Raw genomic sequence first — 14,288 nt, forward strand, 5'->3', positions numbered from 1 at the left:
GAAAGTTTCCGCACTTCGCCATAGACGGCATCTATGATCGACCAGTATCTCCTGCGCTACTTCCTCGCCGTGGCCGAGACCGGCAACTTCAGCCGCGCCGCCAAGCGGGTAAGCGTCACGCAGCCCACGCTCTCCGCCGGCATCGCCAAGCTGGAGCGCGAGCTGGGGGCGCGGCTGTTCGACCGCGACCGGCAGGGGGTGGCGCTGACGCCCGCGGGCAGCCGCTTCCTGGTGCGTGCGCGGCGGATCGCGGCGGAGTACGAGCACGCGCTGGTCGAGCTGGGCGAGGTGACCGACCCCACGCTGCTGCGGGTGGGCGTGCTCAACACCATCCCCACGCGGCTGGTCGAAGTCTGGCTGGAGCGCCACCGCGCGCTCGGCTCGGGCGAGGCGCTTGAGATCCTCGACGGCAGCGAGCGCGACATCGCCGAACGGCTGGAGCGCGGGCGGATCGACATGGCGCTCACCGTGGTGCGCCCGCACCATGCGCGCTTCGCGCCCGAAATCCTCGCGCGCGAGCGCTACATGATGGTGCTGCCTCCCGATCATCCGCTCGCCAGCGAGAGCGAGGTCCACGCCGAGCAGCTCGCACGCGATCGCATGGCGCTGCGCCGCCACTGCGAGGCGCTGCCCGAGATCAACCGCTTCTTCGTGGACCGCGGCGTGCGCCCACGCTTCGTGCTCAAGACCACGAGCGACGAGCGGGTCCTGGCGGTGATCCGCAGCGGCGCGGGCATCGGCATGATGCCCGAATGCTTCGCCGCCGGTCCCGAGCGCTTCGTGCCGGTGCGCGACTTCGAACTGGTGCGCGAGGTGGGGCTGCTCCATGCCGGCGAGCCGCAGCTGGCGCAGGGCCGCGCCAGTCCCTTCGCCGGCCTGGTGCGCGCGCACTACCGGGCGGCCTGAGCGCGCGGCCCAAGCACGCGGCCGCGCCCTCACGCGAGGCGGGGATCGACCACCGTGCGGACCGGCGCCTCCGGTCCCGAGAGCCCGGCGATGGCGCCGGCCACGCCGCCCAGGCCGATCCGCCCGCCCAGCCAGGGCGCAACGTCGATCCGGCCCTCGGCGATGCTGCGCAGCGCCAGGTCCATGTCCTGCGGCTCCTCGCCGCCGGCGAACTGGATGTTGAGCCGCTTGTTCTGGGCCGCGAAGACGTAGAGCGGCTCGGGCTCCATGCAGTAGCCGCCGACGACGATCCGGCCGTCGAAGGGAATGCCCTCGACGATCCGCTGCAGCATGCCGGGCACGCCGACGTTCTCGTAGACCAGGTTGACGCGCCGGCCGCCAAGCTGCGCATGCGGGCCGTAGGGGTCGGTGTCGCGCGGGTCGATGGCGAGGTGGGCGCCCAGGCGCAGCGCCAGTTCGCGCCGCTCCGCGTGGAAGTCGGCGGCAATGATCGGCGCCACCCCTGCCAGCGCCAGCCCCGCCACGACGCCGAGCCCGATCGCGCCGCAGCCGAGCACCAGCGCCACGTCGCCGCTTCCCGGCCGCCCGCGCCGCGCGTGCTCGAGCCCGACCGCGAGCGGCTCGATCATCGCGGCGTGATCGTCGGGCAGCCCGTCGGGGATCTCGAGCAGGAAGTCCTCGTCGAGCAGCATCAACTCGCCGCAGCCGCCCGGGCAGGCGTGGCTGAAGCCGACCACGGCGTGGCTCCCGCCCTGCCGCATGATCGGCACCGAGGTGACGCGGCGGCCGGGCGCGACCGTCCGGCGGCTGCCCCGGCCGTAGTCCAGCACCTCGCCGACGAACTCGTGCCCGGGAACGAAGGCGCGGGCATAGTCGAGCGCGGCATAGGGCCCGCCCATCCGGCGCGAGAGGTCGATGATGTTCTGCCCGCCCGAAAGGAAATGCGCGTCCGACGCGCAGAGCCCGCAGGAATGCGTCCGCACCAGCGCCTGGCCCGGGCCCGGCTCCGGATCGGGCAGCTCGCGCACGAGGACCTGCCCGTTCTCGATGCAGGCGGCCTTCACCCCGCGATCGCCGCGCGCAGTGCCGGCATCGTCGCTTCCAGCAGGCGGAGGCTCTTCCATCCCTCCTCGGGCGAAAGGCCGCCCAGCAGGGGCTGGAACCCGATGTTGCCGCCCTCCAACGCCTGCACCTTGTCGAGCAGCATCTGCGGCGTCCAGGCCGCGAACATGCCGGCGTGGCGCAGCACCGCCGGGTCGGTCAGCCCCTTGAACGGCGAATTGGAGCCATCTCCCTCCTGCTCGGCCCACTTGGCGTATTCGGTGATGACGTGGACGGCGTGGGGGGCGATGGCCTCCCAGCCCTGGTTCGGATCCTCGCAAAGGTGGACCGCCAGCGGCATGCCCGGGCGCGGGCGGAAGTGGGTGCGGGGACGATGGCCGAGGCGCTCGCATTCGGCCAGGTAGATGTCGACGAGGTCCCCCTTCATCGGCCCGAAGCCGACGCCGAACTTCGCCGCCCGCTTGGCCGAGGCCGGCACCCCGCCGCCGACGAGCACGATGTCCTCGGGCTCCTGCACCGGCAGCGGGCGGACGAAGATCGGCCGGCCATCGGCCTCGAACCGCTCGCCCCGCAGCGCGCGCAGGATGATGTCGAGCCCTTCGTCCATGAGCTTCGCCCGGTCCTTGAGCGACTTGCGGAACATCGCGAATTCCAGCGGCACGTAGCCCGCGCCGAAGATCACGCCGAGGCGGCCGTTCGACATGTTGTCGACCACCGCGATCTGCTCGGCCAATTCCAGCGGATCGTGCAGCGGCAGGATCACCGCGCCCAGCAGGAAGCGGATGCGGCTGGTGACCGCTGCCATGCCGCCCGCCAGCGCGAACGGCTGGGGCAGGTAGCCGTCGTCCGAGCCGTGGTGCTGCATGAGGCCGATCTGGTCGGCGCCGATCCGGTCGACGAAGGCCGCCATCTCGATCGCGGCGCGGTAGAGCTCGGGCGTCGGCGTCGCCCATTCGGGCGAGCGCATGTCGAACGAGACGGAAATCTTGAAGTCCTTCACGGTTAGGCTCCCAGGGCTTTGTAGGACGGGTCCTCGCGATCGCGCCGGGCCCACTGGTGGCGGTGCATGGGCGTGACCTCGCGGATGGAATCGTAGTCGATCACGGTGTCGCGATGGTCGATCCGCCAGGCACCCTCGCGGCGGGACCAGCGGTCGCAGTAGCGCGCCCAGATCTCCATGTGCATCAGCGCGCCCGCGCGCTCCATGCGCAGGGTGGCGGTGACGTAGGCCTCGCTCCCGGCGCGGTCTGCGTCGAGCACGATGTTGACGTTGGTGACCTGGTGCGAATGGGCCAGGAGGCCGCGGTGCGCTTCGCAGATCCAGTCGATGGCGCCGCGCCCGGTGCCGCGGTAGCCGGTGGGGCCATAGTCGGCGGTCGCATCCTCGTGGAACACCGCGTGGCCGAGCGGCACGTCGAGCCGGTCGACACTGCGGCAGTAGCGGTGGATCTGCTCGGTGATGGCCTGCTTGTCGGCCAGCTGGGCGAGGACATCGTTCGGCGCGTCCGTCATCGGGTCATCCCTTGGCATAGGCGGCGGAAAGGGCGGCAAACTGCTGCACGCGGGCGCGGCGCTGCGCGGCCGAGGTGGCGGACATCGCCGCCTCGTCGTCGGCCTCGCCCCAGTTGCACACGGGACCGAAGGGCAGCCGCTCCAGACCCAGGCGCGCCACGTCGTCGGGATCCGCCAGCCCCTCCGGCAGCGGCATGCCCCGCGCCGCCATCAGGTCGCGGTGCGCGGGCGTGTCGGTGCGGCCGATGACGTAGCTGAGGACATCGACGCCGTACGGCGCCAGCTCGGCCCACAGCGCCTCGCACAGCACGAGGTCGAAGGCCTTGCTCGCGGCATAGACGCCGATGCCCGGCAGGCCGCCGTAGCAGGCGCCCGAGCCGACCACCATCATGCCGCCGCGCCCGCGCGCCTTCATCGCCGCGCCGAACAGGTGCAGCGCGCGCATGGTGGTCATCACGTTGCGCGCGGCGAGCGTGTCCCAGTCCGCCAGCGCCCCGTCGAGGAACAGCGCCCCGTTAGGGTCGGCGCCGGCGTTGAGGATCAGCAGGCCCACCTCCCGGCCTTGCGCCAGGGTGAGCAATTGCTGCGCAGCATCGTCCTGCGCCAGGTCGATCGTGGCGGTCGTGCAGGCGATCCCGTGCGCGGCGTGAAGGTCCTGCGCCAGCGCCGTCAGGGGCGCCTCGCGCCGGGCGACCAGCAGCAGGTTCAGCCCCTGGGCGGCGAGCTGGCGCGCGAAGGACGCGCCGGTCCCTTCCGAGGCGCCCGCCACGAGGGCCCAGGGGCCGTAGCGGCGCTGGAACTCCTGCTCGTCCATGGTCCTGGCTCTCCCGACCGGCGGCGCCATTTGCACTGGCATCCCGCAAGCAAATTCATTAAATCCAGAATATGCCGAATATCAAGCTTTCCGAGCAGGACGAGGCTTTCCTCGACGCCATGGCGATGTTGATGGCCCCGTGGGGCTGGCCGCGGCCGGTGGGGCGCATCTACGCCTACCTCCTGCTGCGCGCGCAACCCGCCACGCTGGACGAGATCGCCGCCGCGCTGGGCATGAGCAAGAGCAATGCCAGCGTCGCCGCGCGTACCCTGGAGCACTGCGGCAACGCCCGCAGGCAGGGCGAGCCGGGCAGTCGGCGCATCTACTACTCGGTGCCGGACGACTTCAGCGGGCCCTTCGCGGCCAAGGCGGAGCTGCTGGAGCGCCAGGTGCGGCTGTTCGCCGGCCAGCGCGAGCGGGACATCCCCGGCCTGGTGGCCGATCGCCTGGACCGGATCTCCGCCTTCTACACCGCCATGCGCGGGGCGATCGAGGGCGTGATCGCCGATCAGGCGGGCTCGGCGACCCGCGCGGCGGCGACCGGGGCGGAGCCGGAGTCGATGCGGGCGAGCAGCTCCGCCACCCGCGCCCGGTAGGCGGTCACCCCCGCTTCCTTGACCGGCCCGTACCCGGTCGCGAGCTCGGCCGATGCGGCCAGCTCCGCCGCCAGATCGAGCGTCGCCGGGGTGACCCGGGCGGCGACAGCCTCGATCAGCGCGCGGTACTCGCCCACCAGCGCGCGCTCCATGCGCCGCTCGGCCGTGTGGCCGAAGGGGTCGAAGGCGGTGCCGCGCAGGCCCTTGAGTTTCGCCAGCACCGAAAAGACCGGGAAGATCCAGCCGCCGAACGCGATCTTGCGCGGCCGGCCGGTGCGCGCGTCCTTGCGGAAGGCGAGCAGCGGCGGGGCGAGGTGGAGCTTGAGCTTCGGCTTGCCCGCGAAGGTATCCGCGAGGCCCGCCCGGAACGCCGGCGCGGAATAGAGGCGGGCAACCTCGTACTCGTCCTTGTAGGCCATGAGCTTGGCCAGCCCGCGCGCGACCTGCGTCATGAACGCGTCACGGCCGGCGATCCCGCGCGCGTCCAGCTTCGCCTCCACCGCGTCCAGAAAGCTGCGATACTGCGCAGCATAGCCCGCGTCCTGGTAGTCGGCCAGCAGCCGGGAACGGTGCTCGACGAGCGCGGTGTAGCCCTGCAGCGCGGGGGCCGGCCCGGCGCCGGTGTCGGCAAGGGCGAAGAGATCGTCCGCCCCCGCGGCCGCCAGCCTGCCGAGCGCCAGCGCGGCGAGGTTCGCGCGCACCGCGACGCCGTTCAGCCGCACCGCCTCCTCGATCGAGGCGAGCGCGACCGGCAGCAGCCCCTTCTGCGCGGCGAAGCCCACCATCATCAGGTTGGTGAAGATCGTGTCGCCCAGCAAGCGGCTCGCCAGGGCGCCAGCGCGCAGCGAGGCGATGTTCGCGGGATCGACGCGCCGGCCGATGGCGGAAAGGAACCGGCTGGCGGCGAGGTCGAGGTTGCGGTTGCGCTGGAACTCGCCGGTGGGAACGACGTCCTCGTTCGCCAGCACGCAGGTGTCGGGGCGGGCCAGCGCCAGCACCTCCGGGCCCGAGGCGACGACAAGGTCGCAGGCGATCAGCACGTCCGCCTGCCCCGCCCCCAGCCGCGCCGAGGGTATCGCGTCGACGTCGGCGCCGATGCGGATGTGGCTGGTGACGGCGCCGCCCTTCTGCGCCATGCCGGTCTGGTCCAGCACCTTGGCGGCCTTGCCTTCCAGGTGCGCGGCCATGGCGAGGATCGCGCCGACCGTAAGCACGCCGGTGCCGCCGATGCCGGCGACCGCCAGCGCGCAGCTCTCCGCATCCAGTACCGGCGGGACCGGCAGCAGCGCGACTTTCGCCGCCAGCGCCGCATCGTCCATGCCGCGCTTCGCCAGCGCGGCGCCGGACACCTCGACGAAGCTGGGGCAGAAGCCCTTGATGCAGGAATAGTCCTTGTTGCAGGTCGACTGGTCGATGGCGCGCTTGCGGCCGAGATCGGTCTCGATCGGCACCACCGAGAGGCAGTTGGACTGCACCGAGCAGTCGCCGCAGGCTTCGCACACCGCCGGGTTGATCCACAGCCGCTTGTCGGGGTCGGGATAGCCGCCCTTCTTGCGGCGGCGGCGCTTCTCGTTGGCGCAGGTCTGCTCGTAGACGATGGCGGAGGTGCCGGTCGTCTCCCGCAGCTCGCGCTGCACCGCATCGAGGTGGTCGCGGTGCAGGACCCGCGTGCCGGGCGGCAGGTCCGCAGCCTTGAACCGCGCCGGATCCTCGCTCACCAGCACCACCGGCGCGACGCCTTCGGTGACGAGTTCGCGCACGATCTGCTCGGGCGTCAGCGCGCCTTCGGCCGGCTGGCCCCCGGTCATCGCGACGGCATCGTTGTAGAGGATCTTGAACGTCACCCGGCTCTTGGCAGCCACCGCCGCGCGGATCGTCAGCAGGCCGGAGTGCGTGTAGGTGCCGTCGCCCAGGTTCTGGAACATGTGCGGCGTGTCGACGTAGCTCTGCGCGCCGACCCAGGGCATGCCCTCCTGCCCCATCGACACCGTCTGCATCGTGTTGCGCTCGGGCATGTAGTGCGCCAGGCCGTGGCACCCCGTCGCCCCCATCGCCGCGCTGCCTCCGGGCACCAGCGTGGAGGTGTTGTGCGGGCAGCCCGAGCAGAAGTAGGCGGGCCGGATCGCCGTGCCCTGGAGCCGCAGCGCGCCATCCTCGATCGCGCGCAGGGCCGCGTCCCGGGCGCGGGTCTCCTCGTCCAGCATGCCGAGCGCCTCCAGCCGAGCGACCAGAGCGCGGCGGACGGTGGCGGGATCGAGCACGCCGGTCTCGCGCAGGAGCGGCGTGCCGTCCGGCAGGGTCTTGCCGGTGAGCACGGGCGCGTCGGCGCGGCCGTAGAACACGCGGGCGAGCTGCTCCTCGATGAAGGCGCGCTTCTCCTCCACCACCAGCACTTCGGCGCTGCCGCCGCAGGCGGCGCGCGCGAAGGCGGCGTCCATCGGCCAGACGAGGCCCAGCTTCACCACCCTGAGCCCCAGCGCGCGGCGGCGTTCGTTGGCGAGGCCGAGGTCGGCGAGCGCCTGGCACACGTCGAGCCAGGCCTTGCCCGCGCTCACCACGGTCAGACGGCGCGAAGGCGCCTCGTGGCTCACCCGGTCGAGCGCGTTGAGCGCGGCGAAGCGCGGGACGATCGGCAGGCGCTGCTCGATCACCGCCGCTTCCTGCTCCAGCGCCGACATCGCCAGGCGCAGGTGGGGCGAGCCGGTGACCTCGGGCATAAGGATGGGGAAGGTGTGCCCCGGCAGCGTGACGGTGGTGGTGAGGTCGAGCGTGTCGGTCACCGCCTTCAGCCCGACGTAGAGCCCGCTCGCGCGCGAGAGCGCCCAGCCGAGCTGGCCCATCGTCAGGATCTCGTCGGTGGTCGCGGGATAGAGCACCGGCGCCATCGCGGTGACCAGCACGTGCTCGCTCTGGTGCGCGGTGAGCGAGGACTTGGCGGCATGGTCGTCGCCGCAGAGCAGCAGGGCTCCGCCCTTGGCGTGGGTGCCCTCGAAGTTCGCCGCCTTGATCGCCTCGCCCGCGCGCTCGACGCCGACGCCCTTGGCGTACCACAGCGCGAAGACGCCATCGACGCGGGGGCGGCCGTACCAGCCGAGCTGCTGGGTGCCGCGCACCGAAGTGGCGGCGAGCTCCTCGTTGAGGCCCGGCTCGAAGCGGATGTCGTGCGCGGTCAGCAACTTCTCGCTGGCCCAGAGCTGGGCGTCGAGCGTGGTGATCGGCGAGCCGCGGTAGCCGGTGACGTATCCGGCGGTGTTCAGCCCCGCGGCCTTGTCCCGCCGCGCCTGGTCGAGCAGCAGGCGCACCACCCCCTGCAGCGCCGAGAGCATGACCTGCCCTTCGCCTTGCACGTACTTGTCATCGAGCGTGACGACCGACTTGGTCACTCGGGTCCCCGGGGTCATGGTTGATGGCCCGGCCTTCCAGATGGCGCGAAAGCGCGCAAGCGAGGCGCAGGCATTGCGCCGCGGCGGTCAAGCGCGGTTGCGGTGAAGGTCGGCCGGAAGGATGCCGGCCTATCCCCCGATCTGGCGCACCAGCGCCGGCACGTCGGCCAGCGCGCGCAGGGCGTCGTTGAGGTGGGTGCAGCCTTCCGGCCCGCGCAGCTGGGCCAGCACCTCCTCGCGGATCGCGCCAAGCTTTCGGCCGACGAGGCGCTGGGTGTTGGCGACCGCGCCGGGGCATTCGGAGAACGGCAGGATCCGCGCCTCCGGGACGATCGAGAGCACTTCGAGCGTGGCGATGTCCGCGGTGGCGCGCAGGAGGTATTCGTGGATCGCGACGCGGCCGCCGTCAACCTTGGCGGCGCTGTCCTGGAACGCCGAGTCGATACGGATCACGCCGGCCGCGGCGTCGCAGGTCACGTCGATGCGGCGCACGCGGCGAAATCCGGCGCCCGCGTGGTCGGAGAGCGCGTGCCAGCCCTGCGGGTCGGACGGGTTGCGCACGTCGCCCGCGTCGGCGCTGGCGACGTCTTCGGGCACGCCGCCGGGTCGCACGCCGCTGTTGCCCTCCTGGAGACCCCAGCACACGTTGACGCGCTGCGCCATGAGCGCGGCGTGCTGCTCCTCGCCGAGCCGCTGGCGCAGACGCTCGGCCCAGTCGGGGTACCACTGCGACCAGGCGAAGGCGCTGACCAGCGCGGTGCCCGAGAGATCGTCGAGCACGAGGTAGAGCGGGTCGGCCCGCGCCACCAGGTCGGGCAGCGCCTCGCGCAGCAGCATGCGCAAATGGCCGCCGGCGCGCGCCCCGACCAGCTGCTCGATCCCCGCCGGGGCGGGATCGGCGGCGATCGCGGTGATCGTCTTGTCCTCCGTCATGCGCGCCTCGAAGCGCCCCTGCGCGAGGGTCAGGCCCTCCGCGCCGGCGGCCGGGGTCCACAGGTCGCGCGCAGCCCCCACGAAGAGGCGCTGTCCCTCGACGCCATCCGGCCAAGAGACGTCGATGCTGCTGGTCCGACGCACCGAGCCGGCGACCCGGACGGGCGCCGGATTGGCGGTGCTGCGCGGCGGGGGCGGAAGGGTCATGCTGTCCATGTGCGCCACGCTGAACCGCACACGGCCGCGGATCAAGCCTCGGCCGCGACGCGCACCAGCAGCTTGCCGACGTGGTCATGGCCCGAAAACACGCTGGAAAAGGCCTCCGGCGCGGCTTCGATGCCCTCCACGAAGGATTCGGCGAAGCGGATCTGGCCGGCCTTCATCCACCCGGCGATGTCCTCCAGCCCCTTCTGCCCGGCGAAGATCCCGGCGAATCCCTTGATCTCGAGCGCCTTGTTCATGATCTGGCGGTAGAAGCCGGGCAGGCGATCGGGCCCCGGGCCCTCCATGCCCACGCCGTAGTAGGCGATGAAGCCGCACATCGGCATGCGCGCGTTGCGCTTGAGGTGCGGCAGCACCGCCATGGTCACGTCACCGCCGACGTTGTCGAGGTAGACCTCCGCGCCCTGCGGCAGCGCCGCGGCGAGCTGCGCGGCGAAGTCGGGCGCCTTGTAGTCCGCCACCGCATCGAAGCCGAGCTCGAGCAACGCCGCGCACTTGGCCGCGCCGCCGGCGATGCCGACGGCGCGGCCGCCCAGCACCTTGACGATCTGCCCGGCGATCGAGCCCACCGCCCCGCCCGCAGCGGAGATCACCACCGTCTCGCCCGCCTGGACGCGGCCGACCTTGACGATGCCTTCGTAGGCGGTCTGCCCCGGCCCGCCGAGTGTGCCGAGCGCCGTCGAGACCGGCGCCAGCGCCGGGTCGAGCTTGCGCGGCGGCCCGCGATAATCGCTGCGGTCGGGCGCGAGCACGCAGTACTCCTGCCAGCCCGAGCGGCCCTCGACCACGTCGCCGGGCGCGTAGTCCGGGTGGTTGGATGCGACGACCTCGCTCACCGCGGGGCCGACCATGACGGTGCCGAGTTCCATGCGGCTCGCGCCGGTCAGCGTCGTCTCGTCGACCGAGAAGCGCAGCAGCGGATCGACCGCGAGGTAGAGCGTGCGCAGCAGGATCTCGCGCGCGCCGGGCCGGGGCACCGGCACCTCCTCGATGCGGAAGTCGGAGGCCTGCGGGTTGCCCCGGGCATAGGCGGCAAGCACGACCTGCTTCATCGCCGCGCTCACTTCAGTCTCACCGGCACCGCCGTCATGCCGCGGTGCTCGAGCCCGCGATACTCCGGCTTCGGCTTGGCGGGGTCGAGCGCCATGTTCGGGAAGCGGTCGAGCAGCCCGTTGACGGCGACGATCATCTCCTGGCGCGCCACCTCGATTCCCAGGCAGCGGTGCGGGCCGTAGCCAAAGCCCATGTTGGCCTGCTTCTTGCGGAAGATGTCGTATTCGAGCGGGTTCTCGAACACGGCGGGATCGTGGTTCGCGGCGCCGAAGCACAGGAAGACGCGGGTGCCGGCCGGCACGGCCACGCCTTCCACCTCGGTGTCCTCCATGCACAGGCGCGGCATCATCGGGTCGGTGCAGCGCCAGCGCAGCGATTCCTCCACCGCCAGCTCGACCAGCGCGCGGTCGTCGCGGCAGGCCTCCCAGAAGTGGCGGTGGGTCATCAGCGCGTCGATGGTGATGCCCAGCTGCCGCCAGGTGGTGCCGCCGCCGGCGAAGATCGCCAGCTTGCAGTAGCCGAAGATCTCGTCCTCCGTCAGCTTGCGCTTGAAGCCGTCCTCCTCGTCGACGATCTCGCTGGCGATGAGGCCGGTGATGAGGTTGTCGCCGGGGTTGCGGGTGTTCTCGGCGATGAGATCGCGCAGCGTCTGGTCGACCCACGCGCGCGAGGCGGCCGCCTCCTCCGGGCTCAGCTTGGCCGCCCCGAAGGTGGCGCGGTTGAGCTGGTATCGGAACTCGATCACGTCCTCGCCCTCCAGCCCGATGGCGCGGGTGACGGTGGCCATCGGCAGGCGGGCGCAGAGCTGCGTGTTGAGGTCGGTGGTCTCCTCGTCCAGCAGCCGGTCGAGCAGGGCGTCCACCGTCTCCTCGATCCAGCGGCGGTTCCACCAGTCGATCACCTTGGGCCGCTTGAACAGCGGCTGCGCGGCGGAGCGCAGGCGCTTGTGCGGCTTGCCCACCATCGACAGGATCGTCGGCCCGATGGTGCGCACGCCGGGGCTCTCGTTGTAGCCCTCGGAGGAGAACAGCAGGTTCTCGCGGAAGCCGATCTCGCAGGCGCGCCACGAGAAGAACGTCATCGCCTCGCGCGGCGGCCCCATCGCGTGCGCCATCTCCGGCACGCCGAGCAGTTCGCGCAAGCTGCCCTTGTGGACCGGCCCCGCCTCGCGCAGCGCGTTCATGTCGTCGGTGTAGTCGCGGTTGCCGTCGACGCCGGCGTTGGCGCTTTCCTTGTTGACGTCGAACATCTCGGCGTAGCGCGGATTGTCGCTCATCAGCGAGGCGAGCGCGGCCGAGTTGCCGCCGCGCATGGGACAGGTCGCCATGGTCAGCCTCCCACCTTGCGGCCGGCGTAGAGCCCGCCGTCGACCGGCAGGTTCACGCCGGTGATGTTGCGCGCCAGGTCCGAGCACAGGAACATCGCCGCCGAGGCGGTGTCGCGCGGGTCGATGGCCTGGCCCAGCGGGTGCGCCTTGCCCATGCCCTCCAGGATGCGGTCGCGGTGCTCGCTGTCGGGGTCCATGCCGGCGTAGTGGGTGAGCATGCCCGCCGGGCACACCGCGTTGACGCGGATGCCCTTGTCGGCCACCTCGATCGCCAGCGCGCGGGTGAGCTGGACGACGGCGCCCTTGGTGGTGCCGTAGAGGACGCCGCCATAGCCCATCAGCCCCGCTACCGAGGCGGTGGAGACGATGGCGCCGCCTCCGCCCTGTCCGTTCCGGGCCTGCGCCTCGAACTGCCGGATCGCCGCCTGGCAGCCGTAGACGACGCCGTTGATGTTGACGTCCTCGACCCGCTTCATCTCCTCGGGATCGCACTCGACCAGGCTGCGCAGGCCCTTGCCGGGGACGGGGCTGATGGTGATGCCGGCGTTGTTGTAGATCACGTCGAGCCGCCCGAAGCTCTCCACCGCCTGCGCCACCGCGGCATCGACGCTGGCCGGATCGGCGACGTTGCAGGTGACCGCCACCGCCTCGCCGCCGGCCGCCCTGGCCATGGCGGCGGTCTCCTCGGCATTGGCGCCGTTGATGTCGGCGGCGACGACCTTGGCGCCATGCTCGCAGAACAGCAGCACCGCCGCGCGCCCCACGCCCGAGCCGGCGCCGGTGATGAGCGCCACCTTGCCTTGAACCAGTCCGTCCATCCGTCCCTCTCCTCTCGTGCTTTCCCGGGTCCGGCCCTGCCGGCCAGGATCGTTCCGGGTCCCCTCACCCTCCGATGTTGAACGTCGTCATCATCTGGAACTCGCGCAGGCCCTCGACCCCGCGCTCGCGGCCGAGGCCGCTCATCTTGATGCCGCCGCCGCTGGCGTAGCTCGACATCACCGCGCCGTTGACGTTGACCGCGCCGCTGCGGATCCGCAGCCCCACCTCGAGCGCCTTCACCTTGTCCGCCCCGTGGACCCAGCCCGAGAGGCCGAAGCGCGAATCGTTGGCCATCTCGACTGCGTGGTCGAGGTCGCGGTAGCCGATGACGCCCACCACCGGGCCGAAGATCTCCTCCTGCGCCGCCGGATTGGCATTGTCCGGCAGGTCGAGCACCGTCGGCTCCCAGTAGAACCCCTTGTCGAAGCCTTCGGGCCGCTTGCCGCCGCAGACCACGCGGCCGCCCGCCGCCACCGCCGCCTGCGTGAAATGCTCGCAGCGATCGCGCTGGGCGGCGCTGATGACGGGGCCGAGCTGGGTGGCGGGGTCGCTCGCCGGGCCGATCTTCACCGCCGCCAACGCCTTGGCCATGCCGTCCAGCACTTCGGCCTTGCTCTCCTCCGGCACGAAGACGCGGGTGCCCAGCACGCAGCCCTGCCCCGCGTGCGAGGTGCAGACCGAGTGGGCGGCGGAGGCCGCCCGGCCCACCGCGTCGGGCAGGTAGATCTGCGCCGACTTGCCGCCCAGCTCGAGCACCAGCCGCTTCAGCGTGGGCGCGGCCTGCTCGGCCACCTTGGCGCCGACGGTGCAGGATCCGGTGAACGAGACCATGTCGACGCGCGGGTCGGTGGTCATCGCCAGGCCGCCCTCCAGCCCCGGCTCGGCGATGACGTTCATCACCCCGGGCGGCAGCCCCGCCTCCTGCGCCGCCTCGGCGAAGATCATCGCGGAGATCGGGGTCAGCGGGTTGGGCCGCAGGATCACCGTGTCGCCCGCCATCAGCGCGGGGACCACCTTCCAGAAGGCGGTGTAGAACGGCACGTTGTAAGCCGAGATCGCCGAGACCACGCCCAGCGGCGACCAGCGCTTGAGGCTCTGCACGGTGAAGTAGGGATTCACCCGCTCGTGGATCGGGAGCGGGTTCTCCTCGTGCTCGGGCAGGCGCAGGAACAGGTCGATGATCTCGTCGGTCATGCGCAGCGGGGCATGAACCTGCGCGCCCATCACGGTGGAGGAGACCGGGCAGCCGGCCTCGTTCACCGCGCATTCGCGGAGCCAGTCGGCCCGCTTGCGCATCGCCTCGCCGAAGCGCGTCATCGCGGCGGCGCGGGCCTTCATCGAGAGACCGGACCAGGCGCCGGAATCGAACGCCTGCCGCGCCGCGCCGATCGCCGCGTCGGCCTGCGCGGCGGAGACGCCGACCACCTCTGCCACGGTCGATTCGTCGGACGGGTTCTGCACCGTGAAGCGCTCGCCCTCCCCCTTGACGAAGGCGCCGCCGATGTACCCTGCGTAGTCCAAGCCGGCCTCTCCCGATCTGTTCGTATTTGTGAATTATTATTCGTCAGCAAGACTAGCCGACGACCTTCGGGGCGTCAATCAGCCCCGCGCCGGCCCAACTCTCGATTGTGCGAGGGGGCCGCGGCGCCTTGTCACGTCTA

Annotated in this window: 12 protein-coding genes; 2 read left to right on the top strand and 10 right to left on the bottom strand. The window is 71.7% G+C overall.

Annotated elements, in window-relative coordinates:
* Window positions 1-33: 33 nt before the first annotated feature.
* Window positions 34-906 (top strand): LysR family transcriptional regulator, encoded by an 873-nt coding sequence (locus tag ACFFJC_RS17850; protein ID WP_379488743.1) that lies wholly within the window; start codon window positions 34-36, stop codon window positions 904-906.
* 29 nt (window positions 907-935) lie between these two features.
* Here the strand turns inward: ACFFJC_RS17850 and ACFFJC_RS17855 are convergent, their stop codons facing one another.
* From ACFFJC_RS17855 to ACFFJC_RS17870, 4 genes are read right to left on the bottom strand one after another with little or no spacing between them, the layout of a single operon-like run.
* On the bottom strand, window positions 936-2,030 hold the full coding sequence (locus tag ACFFJC_RS17855) for a zinc-binding dehydrogenase (RefSeq protein ID WP_379488744.1): 1,095 nt from the start codon (window positions 2,028-2,030) through the stop codon (window positions 936-938).
* Window positions 1,967-2,968 carry an LLM class flavin-dependent oxidoreductase gene (locus ACFFJC_RS17860; RefSeq protein WP_379488745.1) on the bottom strand — a complete coding sequence of 334 codons (1,002 nt, stop codon included), beginning with the start codon at window positions 2,966-2,968 and terminating at the stop codon, window positions 1,967-1,969. The genes ACFFJC_RS17855 and ACFFJC_RS17860 overlap by 64 nt, the downstream gene beginning before the upstream one ends.
* Window positions 2,969-2,970: 2 nt before the next feature.
* Window positions 2,971-3,480 carry a nuclear transport factor 2 family protein gene (locus ACFFJC_RS17865; RefSeq protein WP_379488746.1) on the bottom strand — a complete coding sequence of 170 codons (510 nt, stop codon included), beginning with the start codon at window positions 3,478-3,480 and terminating at the stop codon, window positions 2,971-2,973.
* Window positions 3,481-3,484: 4 nt separating this feature from the next.
* A complete protein-coding gene (locus tag ACFFJC_RS17870) occupies window positions 3,485-4,294 on the bottom strand; it encodes an SDR family NAD(P)-dependent oxidoreductase (RefSeq protein ID WP_379488747.1) in 810 nt (269 codons plus the stop codon).
* Between the two features lie 71 nt (window positions 4,295-4,365).
* Here ACFFJC_RS17870 and ACFFJC_RS17875 point away from each other — a divergent pair, with 71 nt between their 5' ends.
* Complete coding sequence (locus tag ACFFJC_RS17875) at window positions 4,366-4,890, top strand: GbsR/MarR family transcriptional regulator (RefSeq protein WP_379488748.1); 525 nt, start codon at window positions 4,366-4,368, stop codon at window positions 4,888-4,890.
* Here the strand turns inward: ACFFJC_RS17875 and ACFFJC_RS17880 are convergent.
* From ACFFJC_RS17880 to ACFFJC_RS17905, 6 genes are all read right to left on the bottom strand, one after another.
* The gene (locus tag ACFFJC_RS17880) at window positions 4,803-8,273 is read right to left on the bottom strand and encodes an indolepyruvate ferredoxin oxidoreductase family protein (protein WP_379488749.1); all 3,471 of its coding nucleotides are present in this window, start codon (window positions 8,271-8,273) and stop codon (window positions 4,803-4,805) included. The two genes, ACFFJC_RS17875 and ACFFJC_RS17880, sit on opposite strands and share 88 nt — an antisense overlap.
* 129 nt (window positions 8,274-8,402) lie before the next feature.
* Window positions 8,403-9,422: a DUF2889 domain-containing protein gene (locus ACFFJC_RS17885; RefSeq protein ID WP_379488750.1), complete on the bottom strand. Its 1,020-nt coding sequence runs from the start codon at window positions 9,420-9,422 to the stop codon at window positions 8,403-8,405.
* Window positions 9,423-9,454: 32 nt separating this feature from the next.
* On the bottom strand, window positions 9,455-10,480 hold the full coding sequence (locus tag ACFFJC_RS17890) for an NADP-dependent oxidoreductase (RefSeq protein WP_379488751.1): 1,026 nt from the start codon (window positions 10,478-10,480) through the stop codon (window positions 9,455-9,457).
* Between the two features lie 8 nt (window positions 10,481-10,488).
* A complete protein-coding gene (locus tag ACFFJC_RS17895; RefSeq protein WP_379488752.1) occupies window positions 10,489-11,808 on the bottom strand; it encodes a cytochrome P450 in 1,320 nt (439 codons plus the stop codon).
* Between the two features lie 2 nt (window positions 11,809-11,810).
* On the bottom strand, window positions 11,811-12,626 hold the full coding sequence (locus ACFFJC_RS17900) for an SDR family NAD(P)-dependent oxidoreductase (RefSeq protein WP_379488753.1): 816 nt from the start codon (window positions 12,624-12,626) through the stop codon (window positions 11,811-11,813).
* Window positions 12,627-12,690: 64 nt separating this feature from the next.
* Entirely contained in the window at window positions 12,691-14,148 is a 1,458-nt protein-coding gene (locus ACFFJC_RS17905) for an aldehyde dehydrogenase family protein (RefSeq protein WP_379488754.1), read from the bottom strand.
* Between the last annotated feature and the right edge of the window lie 140 nt (window positions 14,149-14,288).

Source organism: Novosphingobium soli, from assembly GCF_042432915.1.
Taxonomy (GTDB): Bacteria; Pseudomonadota; Alphaproteobacteria; order Sphingomonadales; family Sphingomonadaceae; genus Novosphingobium; species Novosphingobium soli.